Source organism: Methylomonas sp. LWB (assembly GCF_001856095.1).
Lineage (GTDB): Bacteria > Pseudomonadota > Gammaproteobacteria > Methylococcales > Methylomonadaceae > Methylomonas > Methylomonas koyamae_A.
The window spans coordinates 14,207-32,669 of sequence record NZ_MKMC01000009.1; the positions used below are offsets into that span (position 1 = coordinate 14,207).

15 protein-coding genes are annotated in these 18,463 nt (G+C 57.3%); 7 read left to right on the plus strand and 8 right to left on the minus strand.

From position 1 onward, the window contains the following. Positions 1 to 55: 55 nt before the first annotated feature. From BJL95_RS04600 to BJL95_RS04625, 6 genes are all read right to left on the minus strand, one after another. Positions 56 to 265 carry a cold-shock protein gene (locus tag BJL95_RS04600; protein ID WP_054760518.1) on the minus strand — a complete coding sequence of 70 codons (210 nt, stop codon included), beginning with the start codon at positions 263 to 265 and terminating at the stop codon, positions 56 to 58. 334 nt (positions 266 to 599) lie between these two features. Beyond that, complete coding sequence (gene nhaD, locus BJL95_RS04605; protein WP_254786685.1) at positions 600 to 2,033, minus strand: sodium:proton antiporter NhaD; 1,434 nt, start codon at positions 2,031 to 2,033, stop codon at positions 600 to 602. 125 nt (positions 2,034 to 2,158) lie between these two features. After that, a complete protein-coding gene (locus tag BJL95_RS04610) occupies positions 2,159 to 5,839 on the minus strand; it encodes a pyridine nucleotide-disulfide oxidoreductase (RefSeq protein WP_071155864.1) in 3,681 nt (1,226 codons plus the stop codon). A 110-nt stretch (positions 5,840 to 5,949) separates the two neighbouring features. Continuing rightward, complete coding sequence (gene secF / locus BJL95_RS04615) at positions 5,950 to 6,876, minus strand: protein translocase subunit SecF (protein ID WP_064031587.1); 927 nt, start codon at positions 6,874 to 6,876, stop codon at positions 5,950 to 5,952. Between the two features lie 85 nt (positions 6,877 to 6,961). Continuing rightward, positions 6,962 to 8,419 carry a TrkH family potassium uptake protein gene (locus BJL95_RS04620; protein WP_064031632.1) on the minus strand — a complete coding sequence of 486 codons (1,458 nt, stop codon included), beginning with the start codon at positions 8,417 to 8,419 and terminating at the stop codon, positions 6,962 to 6,964. 202 nt (positions 8,420 to 8,621) lie between these two features. Next, positions 8,622 to 11,561, minus strand: a complete 2,940-nt coding sequence (locus BJL95_RS04625; RefSeq protein ID WP_071155865.1) for an EAL domain-containing protein — start codon at positions 11,559 to 11,561, stop codon at positions 8,622 to 8,624. A 237-nt stretch (positions 11,562 to 11,798) separates the two neighbouring features. Between BJL95_RS04625 and BJL95_RS04630 the strand changes: the two genes are divergently transcribed. Then, positions 11,799 to 12,323 (plus strand): phosphatase PAP2 family protein, encoded by a 525-nt coding sequence (locus BJL95_RS04630; RefSeq protein WP_071155866.1) that lies wholly within the window; start codon positions 11,799 to 11,801, stop codon positions 12,321 to 12,323. Continuing rightward, positions 12,320 to 13,360 (plus strand): MJ1255/VC2487 family glycosyltransferase, encoded by a 1,041-nt coding sequence (locus BJL95_RS04635; RefSeq protein ID WP_071155867.1) that lies wholly within the window; start codon positions 12,320 to 12,322, stop codon positions 13,358 to 13,360. Before BJL95_RS04630 ends, BJL95_RS04635 begins: the two co-directional genes overlap by 4 nt. An 8-nt stretch (positions 13,361 to 13,368) precedes the next feature. Here the strand turns inward: BJL95_RS04635 and BJL95_RS04640 are convergent, their stop codons facing one another. After that, positions 13,369 to 14,385, minus strand: coding sequence for an efflux RND transporter periplasmic adaptor subunit (locus BJL95_RS04640; RefSeq protein WP_083385646.1), 1,017 nt, complete (start codon positions 14,383 to 14,385; stop codon positions 13,369 to 13,371). Between the two features lie 159 nt (positions 14,386 to 14,544). On the opposite strand from BJL95_RS04640, the gene gcvH reads away from it, so the two are divergent. The 5 genes from gcvH to BJL95_RS04665 all read left to right on the plus strand — a co-directional run bounded on the left by gcvH (position 14,545) and on the right by BJL95_RS04665 (position 17,551). Next, positions 14,545 to 14,928 carry a glycine cleavage system protein GcvH gene (gene gcvH / locus BJL95_RS04645; RefSeq protein ID WP_064031582.1) on the plus strand — a complete coding sequence of 128 codons (384 nt, stop codon included), beginning with the start codon at positions 14,545 to 14,547 and terminating at the stop codon, positions 14,926 to 14,928. Positions 14,929 to 14,936: 8 nt separating this feature from the next. Further along, entirely contained in the window at positions 14,937 to 15,296 is a 360-nt protein-coding gene (locus BJL95_RS04650; RefSeq protein ID WP_064031581.1) for a diacylglycerol kinase, read from the plus strand. A gap of 100 nt (positions 15,297 to 15,396) precedes the next feature. Further along, positions 15,397 to 16,329 carry a carbohydrate kinase family protein gene (locus BJL95_RS04655; RefSeq protein ID WP_064031580.1) on the plus strand — a complete coding sequence of 311 codons (933 nt, stop codon included), beginning with the start codon at positions 15,397 to 15,399 and terminating at the stop codon, positions 16,327 to 16,329. After that, on the plus strand, positions 16,326 to 17,129 hold the full coding sequence (mazG, locus tag BJL95_RS04660; protein WP_083385648.1) for a nucleoside triphosphate pyrophosphohydrolase: 804 nt from the start codon (positions 16,326 to 16,328) through the stop codon (positions 17,127 to 17,129). Before BJL95_RS04655 ends, mazG begins: the two co-directional genes overlap by 4 nt. Next, positions 17,126 to 17,551 carry a hypothetical protein gene (locus BJL95_RS04665; protein WP_071155869.1) on the plus strand — a complete coding sequence of 142 codons (426 nt, stop codon included), beginning with the start codon at positions 17,126 to 17,128 and terminating at the stop codon, positions 17,549 to 17,551. Before mazG ends, BJL95_RS04665 begins: the two co-directional genes overlap by 4 nt. 15 nt (positions 17,552 to 17,566) lie before the next feature. On the opposite strand, the gene BJL95_RS04670 is transcribed toward BJL95_RS04665, so the two are convergent. Further along, on the minus strand, positions 17,567 to 18,373 hold the full coding sequence (locus BJL95_RS04670) for a UDP-2,3-diacylglucosamine diphosphatase (protein ID WP_064031578.1): 807 nt from the start codon (positions 18,371 to 18,373) through the stop codon (positions 17,567 to 17,569). Positions 18,374 to 18,463: the final 90 nt, after the last annotated feature.

Genomic DNA, 18,463 nt, shown 5'->3' on the forward strand with positions numbered 1-18,463 from the left:
AGCAAATCGGCCGCAAATGAAAAAGCCGCTGGTCAGGCGGCTTTTTCAGTTCAATTTACAGCGGTGTTACGTTTTCCGCTTGTGGGCCTTTTTGGCCGTTGGTCACTTCCATCGTGACTTTTTGGCCTTCTTTCAGGGTTCTGCGGCCGGAACCGTTGATAGCGCTAAAATGGACGAATACGTCTTTGCCGCCTTCTTGCTCAATGAAGCCGAAACCTTTCTCGTCGTTAAACCATTTAACTTTGCCTTCTACTTGAACTGACATAAATCTCTCTTGCTAAAAAGTGCTTTCGCTGTTTGGAACTAGGGTTGGTGAATAAAGCGGGTAAGCGGAAAACAAAGTTTGTTGATCCTATTGCGAGCTTGAAAAGCGACAACGATACCGAGCTAAATCGGCTTCATTATACATGGCTATTCTAAGCGTTCCACAAAAATAGCAGGATTTTGCGTGTTAATGGATTATGACGATTGAACAAAGAAATGAATATTCGTCAATCGGTTTATTGTACAGGGAGTGGTTTCTTATTAAGTAATTGAAATTTTTAGAAAACTGGGTGTTGGTCGCGTGTTGCCGAATTGGCCGCTCGGTTTACGGTAGGTTAAAAATAGTGGCTGTTTAATAAAAAATGCGCGGCGATACTGCCGGCGTAACCGAGCAGGATGACCGGCATCCACTTTAAATGGGCGCTAAAGGTGTAAACGCCCTTGACCTGCCCCATCAGGCCAACGCCGGCCGCCGAGCCGATTGCCAGCAGACTGCCGCCGACGCCGGCCGTCAGCGTGACCAACAGCCATTGGCCTTGGGAAATCTCCGGGTGCATCGTCAGCACCGCGAACATGATCGTGCCGTTATCGATGAAGGCCGACAAGATGCCGACGACGATATTGGCGATCGTCGGATCCATGCCGACATACAGCACGTCGGAAGCCATCGTTAAATAACCGATGAAACTTAGTCCGCCGACGCTGACCATCACGCCGTAAAAAAACAAGAGGGTATCCCATTCCAAATTGGCGACGTTTTTGAACACGTCGAAGCGTTGATTTTGATTGGCCAACGGTAGTTCGACGTTGAATAATTTGTAAACGTGGGCAAAATCGCTGACTTTTTGTTTGTCTTCGGTTTTTTGCAGGTAGTAGCCTAAAAACTTCAGATAAGTCAGTCCGGCCAGCATGCCGGCGGCCGGCGGCAGATCCAGGAAGTTTTCGAAACTGACCGCGGTAATGATCGTCAACAAGAACAACACCATCATCGTCAAAGCTCCTCGTTTCATTTTCGGAGCTTTTCCGACGGCGGCCGGGTGTTCGTTGGGTATCCAAAAATGCATCACGGCGGCTGGCAGCGCGAAATTGACCACGGCCGGAATGAACAGCGAATAGAAATCCACGAAGGGCACAACGCCGCTTTGCCAAACCAGTAATGTGGTGATATCGCCGAACGGACTGAACGAACCGCCGGCGTTGGTGGCAACAACAACATTGATGCAGGCCATCGTCATAAAGCGTTTATTATGCTTGCCCATTGCGACGATGACCGCGCCCATTAGCAGCGCGGTGGTCAGGTTGTTACACACCGACGACATAAAGAATGACATCACGCCGGTTATCCAGAACAACTTGCGATAACTGAAGCCCTTGCTGAGCAACCAGACACGTAGGTTGTCGAATACGCCGCGGCTTTCCATCGCATTCAGATAGGCCATCGACACCATGATAAACAAGAACAGTTCGGCGTAACTTTCCAGGCAAGCACGGAAGGCGCGGCCGGCTTGTTCGCCCATCCCGCCTTGCACGTAAATCGAAGCAATGAAGGCCCAGATCAGGCTTGCGGCCAGCACCATCGGTTTGGACTTGTTCAGCTCGGTGATTTCCTCGGTCATCGCCAGCATGTACGCAAGCGCGAATATCGCGATCGACAGATAGCCGACCCAATGCCGAGTCAGGTTGAGGGCGACTTGGTTGGCATCGGCGTCAGCCCAGGCCAGTAGCGGTAGGAAAATTAACGAAATGGCAAGCAGGGTGCGCTGCAACACGTGTGAACTCCAATTTCAAAGGCTGTCGGCGAGGTGTCCGGCGCGGAATACTAAGGTTCGCGGCGCCTCGCGAGCGGTTCCGCCACCCGGTTCGGCGGGTGGCGGTGGGCCGAGCTGGATTGGCTCTAGCCGCGTTCGCTTTCCAACAAATAGGTTAGCCACAAGGACGACAATTTCTCCTGCACCGTATTTTGCCGCAATCGCGCATTCAGGTTGGGAAAGTCGACATAATCCAGCGCTTGATCCTGGTTGTAGCAGGAATACATAAAGCTTTCCTCGCCGGTTTCCGGATCGACGTGTTTGCACATACATTGCGCGCAAACGCCTTTCATCATGCATTGCATCGGCGAATTGATCGAGCCGACGGCTTCATGGCCTTCTTTCAAGTAAGGCTTCAATGCGCCGAAGCGAGCCGCCTTAACCGCCGCCATCATCCGGTCGGAACCGATCACGATCAAATGCTCGACATCCTGCAGTTTCAACGCGGTGTCGCCCAGTTGGCCCTCGGCATAGGCGATCATCGCCTCGACGATGTTACCGACGAACGTTTTGTCCTGCGGACGGGTGACCGGAATCGCCTCGTTACCGGGCAATTTGTCCACCGCCCAGACGATGACGTCGGATGCTTCCTCGATTTCCGCTACCTTGAACAAATCGGACCGGTTGCGGTAGCCGGCAAAATACAAGACTTTGTTGCCGGCGGAGCGCATGGCCTTGCCGATCGAGAACAATACCGCGTTGCCCAAGCCGCCGCCCAATAACAATACGGTTTTGCCGGTCGGGATTTCGGTCGGTGCGCCAGTGACGCCCATCAATACCAACGGATCACCTGCTTTCCAGGTCGCACATAGACGGCTGGAGCTGCCCATTTCCAATGCAATCAAGGATACCAGGCCTTTTTCTTTGTCAACCCAGGCACCGGTCAGAGCCAAACCTTCGGCTGCCAGCGCGGTGCCTTCGACGACGGGCGCCAAGGACTCGTAGTTCTGTACTCGGTAGAATTGACCCGGCTCGAAGTTTTTCGCCGCCGCCGGGGCCTTGATCACGACTTCGATGATGGTCGGGGTCAGGCGGTTGACTTCGACGACATGGGCCAGGAACAGTTCGTCCAGCTTGTCCTGCATGGCCCGCCAGGCCGCGTCGCGCTCGGCTTGTTTTCCGGCATCCAGCTTGGCGATTTCGTTTTCGAACAGTTTGACGATATACGGATAACCGTCCTTGGCGCTGGCCATCGCTTTGACGACGTTGCCGGCATAAACCGGATGGTTGTCGCCGTAGAAGCTAATATAGCGACCTTCGCTTTGGTACGAGGTAAACGGTGAGGGCTTGCCGACCTTGACTTGTGCCTCGTCGGCCATCGGTACCAGTTCGGCCTTGCCTGGCAGCCAGTCGGGTTCGTGGCGTTTGTAGAACTTGCCTTCCATCGCGAAAGTGCGTGGGTGTTCGGACTGGTAAATCGTATTCGGCGCGGTGCCGGCGGCGATAAACAGGCCGCGCAACGCGACTTCCTGTTCACCGACGGTGCGCCAACGGCCTTCCTGCAATTCCAGTTTCTCGAAGCGCACCGCTTTTAGGTGGCCGTAGTCGTCGTTGATGGCTTCCAGCGGACTCATGCCTTCGGCCAGATAAATCCCTTCCGATAGCGCTTCGTGGATTTCTTCGTGGTTTTGGCGATAGGCCGGCGAATCCTTGATGCCTTTGCGATAGAACATCGTCACGCCGCCCCATTGTTTCAGGAAGGGCAGGAAGTTCGGCGTTTCGCCGGCCGCCGCCGCGCGGGCGCGTTCGGCTTCGATCATCCGGCCGTGGGCCAGGAATTCTTCGAGGATTTCCAGTTCTTCCTTGTCATAACGGCCGCGTACTTCGGCCTCGCCGTATTTGGCGACCAATTTGTCGTAACGTTTGGTGATTTTGCTGACTTGCAACGGATAGTAAGCCAGCAATTCGGTGGCGGTATCGATAGCGGTCAAACCGCCGCCGATCACGCCGGCCGGCATTCTGACTTGCAGGTTGGCCAGTGACGATTCTTTCGCCGCGCCGGTCAATTGCAAGCCCATCAAGAAGTCCGAGGCCTTGCGAATGCCGCGGGTCATGTTGTTTTTCAGATCGATGACAGTCGGTTTGCCGGCGCCGCTGGCGATGGCGATGTGGTCGAAACCCAGACCCCAGGCCTCGTCGATGGTGATCGTGCCGCCGAAACGCACGCCGCCATAGCACTTGAAGGCACTACGGCGCAGCAGCGTCAGGTAAATCACTTTCAAAAAATTCTTGTCCCAACGCACGGTGATGCCGTATTCGGCGACACCGCCGAAGCCGAGCATCACCCGTTTATCCAGGTCCTCGTAAAGCGCTTGAAAATCGATGATAGGCAAGGGCACATTATCGCGGTCGCCGGTTAGGTGTAACGGCAGCGGTTCGATTTTCAACGCGTCGATGCCGACCACGCCGAAGCCTTCGTTGAGCAAATAATGCGATAGCGTGTAACCGGCGGGCCCCATGCCGGCCACCAAGACGTTTTTGCCGTTGTAGGGCAGGGCGACCGGGCGCTTGACGTTGAGCGGGTTCCAGCGGGTCAACAGGCTGTAGATCTCGAAACCCCACGGCATGAACAGCACGTCGGTCAGGACGTTGGTTTCGATTTGCGGAATGTTGACGGCCTCGGTTTTTTGGTAAATACAGCCGCGCATGCAGTCGTTGCAAATCCGATGGCCGGTGCCGGGGCACATCGGGTTGTCGATGATGATCATCGCCAGCGCGCCGATGTTATCGCCTTGACGCTTGACCAAGTGCATTTCGGAAATTTTTTCCTCCAGCGGGCAACCGGTCATCAACGAACCCAGGTGGTTGGCCTTGAAGGTGTTGTCTTTTTTGTTCTTGATACCTTTCGAGCACGAATCATTGTCGCGATCGTGGCAGTAAATGCAGTGATCGATTTCGTACAGTGCCTGGCGTTGTTTGAAGCGCTTGTCGGTCAATGCAAAACCATCGCGGCGGCGGTGATGGTGTTCGTCGCAGGCCCAGACTTCGTAGCCGTCTTGCGAGACGCTGGCGTGCGCCACCAAGTTGTCCAGATCGGTTTTTTCGGCGATCTTGAAGCTCAGCCACTTTTCGACGACCGCTTGCAGTTCCGGCACTTGTTTGGCGGCGAAGCTCCAGCGGCGGACGATGTCGAGCAGCGCGGCGGCGAAGGCGGCCGGGCCGTCGCTGATGACGGCCTTGCTCAATATCGGTGAATCGGTGACTTGTTGCTTCAATGCGGCAATGTCCGCATCGCTGAGATCGGCATTTTGGGTTAAACGCCAAAAGTCCGCGCCGAGCTGGCTGACAGCTAGTTCCGGATCGGTTGCATACAGTTCCGATCTGCCGGTTGCCGCCAGCAGGGCATCCAACTGCGCGCCGAGTTCGGCGATGTCCCAGTCCTCGATAGTCTGGCCTTTGAACAGTTTGGCCAAATTGCCGACGATTTGCGTGCGGTAAGTGAACACGCTGTCGAACTCGCCGCGAATCTTGTCGATTTGTTGATCGCGCACATCGCCGACGTTGAACAGTTTCGCGACGAAGGTGCCCACTAGCGGCGCCATTTTGACCAGAAGTTCCGAGATGTCCTCGGGCCTCATGCCCGCTCCGCCGCAGGCGCGGTAAACCGCGATTTCCTTGAACAAGTTAGGATCGTGTTGCTCGACCGACCGGTCGAACACCGTCATCAGGTCGTTCAGTCGCCGACTATCGTACAGGTCTCGATAGTCGAAACCGGGGATGCCTAAAGTGAGTTGAGTCAGGTCGCGGGTGTTTAACTGTTTGGTCATCAAGTGTTTCCGTGATAGTTCGCTTGAAGTGGAAAATCGTAGTCTGGCATCGCGGCCGTCGTCACGGCCGCGATATGGAGCGCGCCGTGGCGTTCCTTGAGTGGAATGTTTTACGGCAGTTGATCGACGGTTTCATCTTTTTCGGGCGGCATCAGGTCTTCCCGGGTCAAGCCCAGGCTTAACGCCAAGGAGCTGGCGATATAAATCGACGAATAAGTACCTTTGATGACGCCGATCAACATTGCGATCGCGAAGCCGTGTATGGTTTTGCCGCCGAGGAATGCCAAGGCCAACAGGGTCAGGAATACCGTCAGCGAGGTCAGAATGGTCCGGCTCAAGGTGTCGTTCAGGGCGCGGTTGGTGATGTCGGCGATCGGTTCGCGGCGGCTGGTGCGGACGGTTTCGCGAATTCGGTCGTAGACGACGATGGTGTCGTTGATCGAGTAACCGATCAGCGCCAGGATCGCCGATAGCACGGTCATGTCGAATTCCCAGCCGAACACCGAGAAGAAGCCCATCGTGATGATGGTGTCGTGGAACAGCGCGGCGATCGCGCCGACCGACAGCTTCCATTCGAAGCGTATGCTGACGTAGACCATGACGCCGACGAAGGCGAAGAACAGCGCCAAACCGCCGTCGTTGATCAATTCGTCGCCGACTTGCGGGCCGACGAACTCGACGCGGCGCAGCTCGCCGGCTTGGGCTTGACTGCTGTTGGCGACGGACAGGACTTTCTCGCTGAGTTCCTTTTGGCTGATGTTTTCGATCGGCTTTAGGCGGATCAAAATATCTTGCGAGCTGCCGAAATTTTGTAGGTTGGCGTCGGCGAAGCCTTGTTGTTCCAGGGTCGAGCGCATTTTGTCGATGTCGACCGATTGGTTGTAATGCATCTCGTAAACGCTGCCGCCGGTAAAGTCGATGCCCAAGTCCAGGCCCTTGACGAAAAACGAAATCAGCGAGATCAGGAACAGGGTGCCGGAGAAGAAATAAGCCAGCTTGCGCTTGCTGAGGAAGTCGATATGGCGTTCGGCGGTCATGACTAGGGTTTCCGATAATTGAAGTGGTGGCGGGGCCAATGCCGGACGGCGACGGCGCCCACGGGCGATAAGGCTGGGAATTGTACTATTTTCTCCAGAAAGTGGGAGTAAAAAGCACGATCAGCGTGATAATTTCCAAACGTCCGAGCAGCATTGCCGCCGAGCAAATCCAGGTTTGAAAATCGCCGAGGCTCTGATAGTTGGTAGCCGGGCCGACTTGGTTTAGTCCGGGGCCGGCATTGTTGATGCACGCCAGAATCGCGCTTAACGCAGAGATCGCGTCCAGCCCGGAAAAAATCAGCGAAAAGGTCAGCACCACCACCGAGATAAAGTACATAAAGATAAAGGCCAGAACCGCGAAAATGATCTTATTGGGTATCGGCATGTCGCCGATCCGAATCGGGTTGATGGCCCTCGGATGGAGAATGCTGAACATCTCCCGGCTGGCCTGCTTCCAAAGCAGCAGTGTGCGAAACATCTTGATGCCCCCGCCGGTCGAGCCGGTGCAGCAGGTAATACAACTCAAATACAGCATCCACCAGGGGACGAACGGCGGCCATTTGTCGTAATCGACGCTGGCGAATCCGCAGTCGGTCGCGATCGAGACCAAGTTGAACGCCACGTGTCGCAAGCTTTCGAGAAAAGTGGAATACACACCGTTATCCCAAATGTACCAACTGCACAGCCAGATGCTAAACGCGACCAAGGCCAACATAGGCAACACTTCGGCATCCTGCTTGTAGGGCATTAGGCTTCCGAGGTGTACGGCCTGGTAATGCAGCGCGAAGTTCATTGCCGAAATCAGCATGAACACGATCAAAACCAGTTCGATGGCCGGCGAGTCGTAATAGCCGACGCTGGCGTCGTGGGTGGAGAAGCCGCCCAGGCCCATTGCCGAGAATGCATGGCATATCGCGTCGAACCAACTCATTCCGGCCATTTTAAGCGAGGCGATGCACGCCAGCGTGATGCCGGCATAGACTAGCCACAGCAGGCGGGCGGTTTCCGTGATGCGGGGCGTGATTTTGCTGTCCTTGATCGGCCCGGCGATTTCAGCTTTGTAGAGCTGCATGCCGCCGATACCTAAAAGCGGCAGAATCGCCACCGCCAACACGATGATGCCGAGGCCGCCGATCCAGACCATTTCGTGCCGCCACAGATTCAGCGACGGCGCTAGCGCGTCCAGGCCGATCAATATCGTGGCGCCGGTGGTCGTAAAGCCGGAAACCGTTTCGAAGAAAGCGTCGGTAAACGACAGGCCAGGGATGCCCCACAGTAGCGGTAGCGTTGCCGCCGCCGACATCAATATCCAAAACGAGGCGACCAGTAGGTAGCCGTCGCGGGTTTTAATGTCGCCGCGAAAGCGCATCGTCAGACCGGCCAGCACGCTGCCAAGGCCGATATTCAGCGACATGCCGCGGACGAAATGATCGGCCATGCCGTCGTCGAAGTAGAGCGAGGTGGCGATGGGCAGTGCGTAAGTCAGGCCGAAGACCATCAATATCAGGCCGAGTACGAATCCTAATGTACAAAAACGTTGCATAGTGCCCCGAGGTTGCCGGAGTGGGAACGGATCGATCATGGGTTGCCGGTAGCGCAAGGTCTTGCGCGACGCCGGGCGCGACCGTAAATTGTAGCAAACCTGGCGCGCGGCTAAAAATTCAATCGCCGCGCGCTCCATCGCGCCGGAAATTGCCAACCGGAGTCCGCCGGGATTGAAATCGCGCGAAGAAACCGTAGGCGATTCATTTGGTATAGCTTGCTCGGCCGGAGTCGAGCAACCATTGCTCGAATTGCTCCGCCGGCAAGGGAACGGTATACCAATAGCCTTGCGCGTAATCGCAGCCGGCCGCGGCCAGCAAGTCGCGCTGCCGCTCGGTTTCGACGCCTTCGGCGATGACCTGCATGCCCAGCGTGTGGGCCATGGCGATCATCGCCGCGCATAACACCCGGTCGTTCTCGTTGCTGTCCAGGTTGCGGACGAAGCTGCGGTCGATTTTCAGGAAATCGATGTCGTAGCGCTTCAGGTAGGCGAGCGACGAGTAGCCGGTGCCGAAGTCGTCGATCGCCACCTGGATGCCGGCATCGCGAAACAGTTGCAGCTTTTCGGCGACGATGGGTTTGCCGCCCAAGGTCAGGCTCTCGGTGATTTCGATCGTGACGCTGTCGCCCGGCAAACCGGCGTCGAGCAGAATTTGCAGCCAGTTCTTGTAAAAGGTTTGATCAGTCTGAAACTGTACCGGCGACTTGTTGACGCTGATCTGGAAATCGGGGCGAAAGCGTTCTCGCCATTCGCCGACTTGGTGGATCGCGCGCCGGAAAACCCAGTCGCCGATATCCAGGATCAAGCCTTGTTCTTCGGCCAGCGGGATGAAAATATCCGGCCCAATCAGGCCGCGTTGCGGATGTTGCCAGCGGATTAGCGCTTCGGCCTTGTAAACCGAACCGTCGCGCAGGTCGACGATGGGTTGGTAGTAGAGTCTGAGTTCGGCGTTGGCCAGGGCTTGGCGCAGGCCGTTGACGATGCTCAGCCGATTCAGCGCGACTTCGCGCATGTCCGAGGTAAAGTAGCTATAGCGATTGCGACCCTGGTGCTTGGCATCGTACATCGCCTGATCCGCATTTTTGCGTAAGTCGTCGAGCGCCTCGGCGTCGTCCGGGTAAAACGTGATACCTATACTGGCCGAAATGTAAAAAACCTCGCCTTCCACATGAAAACTGGTCGCCAGTTTTTCCAGGATATGTTCGGCGATACGCGAAGTGGCGCTCGGCGACTCGATGTCTTCGAGAATCACGGTAAATTCGTCGCCGCCTAAGCGCGCGACCGTGTCGGTGGCGCGCACGCTGCCGCTCAGGCGCCGAGCCGCTTCCTGCAGCAATTTATCGCCGATGTCGTGGCCCAGCGTATCGTTGATTTCCTTAAAGTGATCCAGATCGATAAACATCAAGGCCAGCGGAATCCCGCTGCGTTCGGATTTCTTGACGGCTAGACTGAGGTGTTCTTGAAACATCCGGCGGTTGGGTAGGCCGGTGAGCGGATCGAAATTGGCCTGGGTCCAGATCAATTCCTCGGCGCGCTTCTTTTCGGTGATGTCGGAGAACAGAGCCACACGCCGGTGCGGCGCGCCGGATTCGTCGAAAATCGTATTGATCGTCAGCCACTCGGCAAAGATTTCGCCGTTTTTGCGCTTATTCCAGATTTCGCCCTGCCAGGCGCCGCAAGTGTTCAAACGATGCCACATTTCCTGGTAAAAGCCGGCGTCGTGGCGGCCGGAATTGAGCATGCGCGGTTTTTTGCCGACCACTTCGTCCAGCCGATAGCCGGTCAATTCGGTAAAGGCTGGATTGATGTTCAGGATCGCCCCGTTGGCGTCGGTGACCATCATCGCTTCGCCGCTGTTTTGATAGATCAGCGAGGCCACTCGCATTTCGTCCTCGTTGCGCTTGCGTTCGGAGATGTCGCGAATGAATGCGGCAAATTCCCGGCCTTGCGCGGTTTCGACCAAGGTAACCGACAATTCCACCGCGAAATGCCGGCCCTGCCGATCGATCGCCAGGGTTTCGACGCGCATGTTCAGGCGGTTGGCGCCGGATGCCAGAAAGGTCCTCACACCTTCTCGATGCTGCTGCCGATAAATCGGCGGCACGATGGTTTCCAACAGTTTCCGGCCCAAGGCCAGGTCCCTCGGCCAACCGAACATCGTTTCGGCCTGATGGTTCCAGCCGCTGATGGCCCCGCTTTCATCCATCAGCACGATAGCGTCCAGTGCGTTTTCGATGATCGCATCGAGCTTGCGTTGTTTTTCCAGGACCCGGTTTTCGCTGGCCAACAGTGCCGCCTGATAGGTCAGCTCGGCGATTTTGGCTTGGTGCTGGCGCAATTCGTCCAGTTGTTCGTGAATGATCTGATTGAGCAGGTCGATGTACTGGCCTTCGGTGTGCTTGACCACGTCGTGTTCGCCGACGGTCGCCAGCATGTCGCCCCGGTCGTCGACAACGACCAGGTGACGGACGCCGCGAGTCTGCATCAGTTGAACCGCGTCGATGACCAGATGCTCGGGAGACACGCTGAGCACCGGACTGCTCATCGCATTGCCGACCAGCATATCGGCGGCTTGGCGGCGATAGAGGCGGACCATATCGCGTTCGGTGATGATCCCGACCGGCTTGACGCCGTCGACGACGATCGCGCAGCTGGCGCGGCAGGCATGCATGCGGACGGCCGCGTCGCCGACGGTCGCGGTGCGGCGTAGCGACAGCACGTTGGTGTCCATGATGCTGGCGATCGTGCGCAGCCCGACGAATTCCTCGATCCCGCTATGCCGGCGAAAATCGGTTTCGGTGACGATGCCGTTGAGCCGGCCTTGGTCGTCGACGACCGCCAGATGGCGTATTCCGTGCTGTATCAATAAATGAACCGCGTCACGAAAATCGGTTTCGGCTGGTGCGGTAATCAGCGGAGCCGCCATGAAATCGCTGACCGGCAGCGCCAGATCGGTGCCGTTGCCGAGCAGTTTGACCATATCCCGTTCGGTGACGATACCGAGCGGCATTTGCTGTTCGCCGATGACCAACGAGCTAATGCGGCGGCGCGCCATCATATCGGCACAATCCGCCAGCGGTGTCGCGGGCGCGACTTGCACGACCTCCCTGGTCATCAAATCGGCAATGGTTTTTCGACTCATCCTAATCTCGTGGTGCCCTATGCGGTGTCAGGCCCGGCCGAGCCTTCCGCTATTTTAGCCCTTTCGCGCCGGATCGGCTTGTCACACAACCTTAAACAAACCTTCATTCCACTGTCACACGGCCAATTTAAGCTAGTCCCATCGCGTTAAGGACCAAATAACAAAAGGAAAAACGGTTTTCCAACGCCGTGCGGCCGTCGCGGTCGACACGCGCGGCAAAGCTGAGGGGGAAGGGCCATGAAGCTGATTTATTCGATACACAAATACGACGTTTCGTTATTTACCTGGCTGAACGGCGTCGGTGCGCACGCCAATTTGGTAGGTGTATGTCGATCGATTTCCAAGACCGGCGACGGCGTGCCGTATGTGATGCTGGCGATTTGGTTGTACTGGGACCAGGGCGGTCACGACCGGCTGCTACAAGCGCTGTTGCTGGCATTTCTGTTGGAGCGTCCGATTTATTGGTTGCTGAAAAACGGCTTCAAACGCAACCGGCCGCAGCAGGCGCTGCGCGATTTTCGCAGCACGATCAAGCCGTCCGACCAGTTTAGTTTCCCGTCCGGCCATACCTCGGCCGCTTTCATGGTGGCAACTCTGCTGGGCAATTTCCTGCCGACGCTGATGCCGTTGTTGTATCTGTGGGCGGCGTCGGTGGGGTTTTCGCGGGTAGTGTTGGGCGTGCATTTTCCGACCGATACGCTGATGGGGGCTCTGCTGGGCGTTGCCATCGCGATTTTTAGCTTAAATCAAACCTTATTATGAAAATATTTTACGGGGTGCAGGGGACCGGCAACGGTCATATCACCCGCGCCAGAGTGATGGCCAGGGAGCTTAACACGGCCGGTTTCGATGTGACGTTTCAATTCAGCGGCCGGCCGGCCGACAAGTATTTCGACATGGAAGTGTTCAACGGCTACCAGCTCAAGGATGGCTTGACCTTCAATACTCACAAGGGCCAGGTCAGTTACGTTAAGACCGCGTTGCAAGCCAAGCCTATCCGCTTTGTCAAGGACATCGGCAGCCTGGACTTGAGCGGCTACGATTTGATCATCAGCGATTTCGAACCGGTGACGGCTTGGGCCGCCAAACGCCAGCGCAAGCCTGTGTTGGGTATCGGTCATCAATATGCGTTCGGCCACGACATTCCGCGGGCCGGCGGCGACCCCATCGCCGAGCGGGTCATGAAGTATTTCGCGCCCGCCGACATAGGTGTCGGCCTGCATTGGCATCATTTCGGCCAGCCTATATTGCCGCCCATCATTGAAACCCCGGCGTTTCCGCAAAGCGTGCAGGCGAACAAGATTCTGGTGTATTTGCCGTTCGAGGACATCGGCGAAGTGATGACGCTGCTGAGTCCTTTCGAAAATTACCAGTTTCATGTCTACGCGCCGGAGCCGATCGCCAGCCCCTACTCGCATATTCAGTGCAAACCGCTGTCTCGACAAGGCTTTCAAACCGATTTGTACGACAGTGCCGGCATCATCAGCAACGCCGGCTTCGAGCTGGCCAGCGAATCCCTGCAATTGGGTAAGAAGATACTGGTCAAGCCCTTGCACGCCCAGATGGAACAGATCTCCAACGCCGCCGCGTTGAAACAACTGGGTTACGGGCACACGATGTACAACCTGGACGCGGCGGTGATCGACGAGTGGTTGCGGCATCCGCACGCGGTGCATGTGACTTATCCGAACGTTGCCAAAGTCATCGTCGATTGGCTCAAGGACGGCATGCCGGCAATGGACGCCGATTTCACCGAACGGGTCTGGGAAAAAGTGGACGTGCTACAGGTCAGCTATTGATCCCGTCTTCAATCATCGCCTTCGCTGTTGGCGGTGCCTTTCAATTGCTGAGACAGCAACGTCTGCGCGCCGGTCGTGACGACTTCCTCGCCGGCTTGCAGGCCGGCCGTCACGAAATAGTCAAGACCGTCCGCCGCGTAGTCCAGCAACGGCCGCGCGCTGAAACGGTCGTCGGCCGATTTGACGAACACCGTGGCTTGCCCCAAATGCCAGACCAGCGCGGAGGCCGGAATCCGCACGCCGGTCTGGCCGGTTTCGGTGCTGGGCAGCCAGGCCGTTAGCGGCGCGCCGTAGGGCAGGCGGCAGGCTCGGCACAGCATGAAGTAACGGCGGCCCTGGCTGACCGGATCGACTTGCGGCGCCGGGGCAATCGCTTCGGCGCTCAGTTCGGTCTGGCGTTGGGCGTCGGCTTGAATTCGGGCCTTGCCGACGGCAAGATCGACGGGTGCGTCGGCCGGTAAGGTGATTTGCAATAGCTGGGCTTGGCCGGTCAGTAGCTGTTCGGCTTGCGGATGATTCGGGCGGGTGAACCAGTCGGTTAATGTTGCCCCCCAGGTCAGCCGGCTGGCGGCGGCGATCGCTTGTTGTTGGTAGCCGCTACTTGCCAGGCCGGATTTGTCGGCCTGCCACAGCGCTTGTTGTTCCTGGAGGCGGCGAGTGGAAACAATGTCTTGCCGGTGCAGGTCGCGGGTCCGGGCCAAGTTATGGGCCGATTCGTCGAATTTGGCCCGAGCGCTGTCCTGTTGGACTTGCGCGGCCAAATATTGCTGGCGGATTGCCAACAGCGGCTCCGGGTTCAGCACGCTGCCGTAAGCCGAAAATTCGGAACGGCGCCGGCTGCTTTCCAGGCGACGGGTGACGATGCCGGCCAAACGTTGGCCGGACCGAGTCAGCGTCAGCGCCTCGGTGGCGGCGCCGGCGGCCGGGACCTGGCCGGGCTCGGCATCGTCCGGGTCGGTAGCCGCGGCGGCGCTGGCCGCGACCGAGGCAGCGAGCAGACAGGCCGGAATACGGAGATTGCGCATGATGTGATCGAATGAATGTCTGGGAAACCGGCCGATTCGACGCCGGCGGATCGTCGAAATTATAAGGGTGCCGGCCAATGGCGCCCTGAATTTTTTGTTGTGTAAAAAAAATAGCCCGTTATGCTGTTGGGCTACCGTTAGGCTTTACAGGATATCGTCATGAGTGAAACGCCAGAAAACTTGAAATACGCGGCTACCCACGAGTGGGCCAAGCTGGAGGATGCCAACCTGGTTCGGGTCGGGATTACCGATTTCGCCCAGTCCGAACTGGGCGACATCGTGTTCATCGGCTTGCCGGAAGTCGGCAGGACCGTCAAGCAAGGCGAGCAATGCGCCGTGGTCGAGTCGGTAAAAACCGCGTCCGATCTGTACAGCCCGGTTGGCGGTAGCGTCGTCGCGGTCAACGACAGCGTGGCCGACGCGCCGGAGCAGGTCAACGACGCGCCGTACGCCACTTGGCTATTCTGCGTGCAGGCTGCCGATCCCGGCGAATTGGACGGCTTGCTGGACGCCGCCGCGTATACTGCTCAAATCGAGGCTTAGGAAACGGCATGGCCAATCAAAACGCAAAAGGATTGAAGCGCTTGGTGAATGCCTGCTTCTTCTCGATCGCCGGCTTCAAAGCCACCTGGCAACATGAGGAAGCGTTTCGCCAAGAGGTGGTTTTGTTCCTGGTGACTACGCCGCTGGCGATCTGGTTGGGGCATACCCCAATCGAAAAAGCCTTGCTGATCGGCAGTGTGGTGTTGGTGCTGTTGGTGGAACTGTTGAATTCGGCGGTTGAGGCCGTCGTCGATAGAGTCGGTTTCGAGCATCACGAATTGTCCGGCCGGGCCAAGGACATCGGCTCGGCGGCGGTGATGCTGTCGCTGATTTGGGCCGCCGCGACCTGGGCTCTGATCTTGTTGTAACGGCCGGACCGGTTCGGCCGGTCTGCTATCTTTGCCTTGTACCGGGCGCCAACATCCGGTACCTTAGCGCCCGCCGAAAAACGTTATTTCAAGGACAACAATGAGCGCACTTATCTGTGGATCGATGGCCTACGACACCATCATGGTGTTCCACGACAAATTCAAAAATCACATCCTGCCCGAGAAATTGCACATATTGAACGTGTCGTTTCTGGTACCGGCGCTGCGCCGCGAATACGGCGGTTGCGCCGGTAATATCGCGTATAACCTGAAACTGTTGAACGAGGAACCGCTGATCATGGCCACGGTCGGCCACGATTTCGAACCCTACGCCCATTGGCTGAGCCAATGCGGCATTTCCAGTCGTTACATCAAGGTGCTGGACGACCATTACACCGGTCAGGCTTACATCACCACCGACGTGGAAGACAATCAAATCACCGCCTTCCACCCCGGCGCGATGAATTTCTCCCATCTGAACAGCGTGCCGTTGGCGTCCGAGATCAGCGTCGGTATCGTTTCGCCGGACGGCAAGCAAGGCATGCTGGAGCACGCCGAACAATTCGCCGAACTGGGAATTCCGTTTATCTTCGATCCCGGCCAGGGCATGCCGATGTTCGACGGCGACGAATTGCTGAAGTTGATGGATTTGGCCAATTACGCCACGTTTAACGACTACGAGTCGGAACTGATGCAACAGCGTACCGGCTTGAGTCTGGAGCAACTGGCCGAGCGGGTCGACGCGTTGATCGTGACCTTGGGCGGCCAAGGGTCGAAAATTTATACGCGCGGCGAGTGCATCGACATCCCGTCGGCCCAGCCCAAGCAACTGGCGGACCCGACCGGTTGCGGCGACGCATTCAGGGCCGGCTTGTTGTACGGTCTGATGAACGACTACGATTGGGACGTGACCGGCCGGATCGCGTCGTTGCTGGGCGCTATCAAAATCGAGCACAACGGCACTCAAAACCACACCTTCACACTGGCGGAATTCAAGGCCCGTTACGAACAAACTTTCGGATCGACGTTTTGAGTTTAGCCAAAACCCAAGCCTTGCTGGCCTTGATGGCCCGGCTGCGCGATCCGGACACCGGTTGCGCCTGGGACGTCAAGCAGGACTTTCGCAGCCTGATTCCCTACACGATAGAAGAAGCCTACGAAGTCGCCGACGCGATCGAGCGCGACGACTTCGACGATCTGCGCGGCGAACTCGGCGACTTGCTGCTGCAAGTGGTGTTTCATTCCCGAATCGCCGAAGAACGCGGCTTGTTCGATTTCGAGCAAGTCGCCGGCGCGATCGGCGACAAGCTGGTGCGCCGCCATCCTCACGTATTCGCCGACGCCAAATTCGACAGCGACGAACAGCGCCAGCAAGCCTGGGAAACCGCCAAGGCCGAGGAACGTCAACAAAAGCGGCCGGCCGACGGGGATGAAAGCGTGCTAGCTGGCGTCGCCCAAAGTCTGCCGGCTCTGGTGCAATGCGAGAAAATCCAAAACCGCGCCGCCAGCCACGGCTTCGATTGGCCGGCCGTCGAACCGGTATTCGACAAGGTTCGCGAAGAATTGCAAGAAGTCCATGAAGCGTGGCAATCCGGCGATCAAGCTCACATCCACGAGGAAGTCGGCGATTTGCTGTTGGTAGCCGTCAATTTGGCCCGCCATCTGAAAGTCAATCCGGAAATCGCGTTGCGCGAAGCCACTCGTAAATTCACTCGCCGCTTCAATTTCATCGAACGCGAGGTTAAGGCCAGCGGCCGGCAATTGTTGGATTGCGAGCTGGCCGAACTGGACGCGTTATGGAACGAAGCCAAGCGCCGCTTGCAAAGCCAATGAGTCGCTTGGCCGGTCCGATCAGGGGGGCGTGTCTCGCCGGGGCGCTATCGTTGGGGGTGTTGGTGGCCGGGACCGTCCGCGCGGAAGTGCTGGGCACGATTTCCGAGGACTCGGCCCCGCCAACGGTGCCGGCCGAGAGCAGCGGCCGCGACGATCGGCGAATTGTTTACCGGGTCATTTGTACGCCGGAAGACCACGATTTACCTGATTGCGATCAATCCACTGTCGATGGCGGCGTTGTCCCGTCTTCGGCCAATGCGGTTGCGGTACCCGATTTACCGGCCGATGCCGAGGACGACGCCAAACTGGAGAGCGCGGCCGCCGAACCGGCGGCCGCCCATGCCCGAAAATCCGGCAAGTCTAAAAAAGCCGGAAAAAAGACCGCGGCCAAATCCAGCACCGGCAAGAAACGGCATCGCTAGCCGCCGAATCGGGTTTCAGGCCGCCTGGGCGTAACCGCCGGTGGCGGTTTGCGGCTCCGGCGCGGCATCCAGCAGGCGTTGGCTGTCTTCCAGCCAATGTACGATGCTCAACTGGCCGGCGGCATTCTCGACCAGGGCGGTACAACTTTCCACCCAGTCGCCGCAGTTGGCGTAAGTCTTGCCGAACTCCATATCGCTGATGTCGGCGTGGTGGATGTGGCCGCAGATGATGCCGTCCACCTTGCGTTTTTGGGCTTCCAGACTCAGGATGTGCTGGTAGTTGTCCATGAACGCGACGATATTCTTGACCTTATGCTTCAAATACGCCGACAGCGACCAGTATTTGTAACCCAAACGGGCGCGGATCGCGTTGAACCAGCGGTTGATGTACAGCAGCACTTCGTAAGCCTCGCCGCCGATGTAGGCCAAGCTCTTATTGTGGCAGACGATGCTGTCGAACTCGTCGCCGTGCAACACCAGAAAGCGCCGGCCGTCCTGGGTCTTATGGACCGCGTTTAGTTGAATGTCGATGCCGTTGAAATGCATGCCGGCGTGTTTGCGGAACATTTCGTCGTGGTTGCCGGGAATGTAGACCACGCGGGTGCCGGCCTTGGCTTTTTTGATGATGCGTTGCACGATGTCGTTATGTAGCGCCGGCCAGTAAAAGCCGCTACGAAATTTCCAGCAATCAATGATGTCGCCGACCAGATACAGGTAGTCGGACTCGCTGTTGTCCAGAAAGTCCCGCAAGTACTCGGCCTTGCACCCCTTGGTGCCGAGATGGGTATCGGAAATCCAGATCGAACGATAGTGCAATTTCATGGCACGCTCACCATAGCAGTTTGACATGAGTTCAGCATAAATCTGTTATGTGACAGCTCGGTAAAGCTTGCGTGACATTTCGGTTAAAGC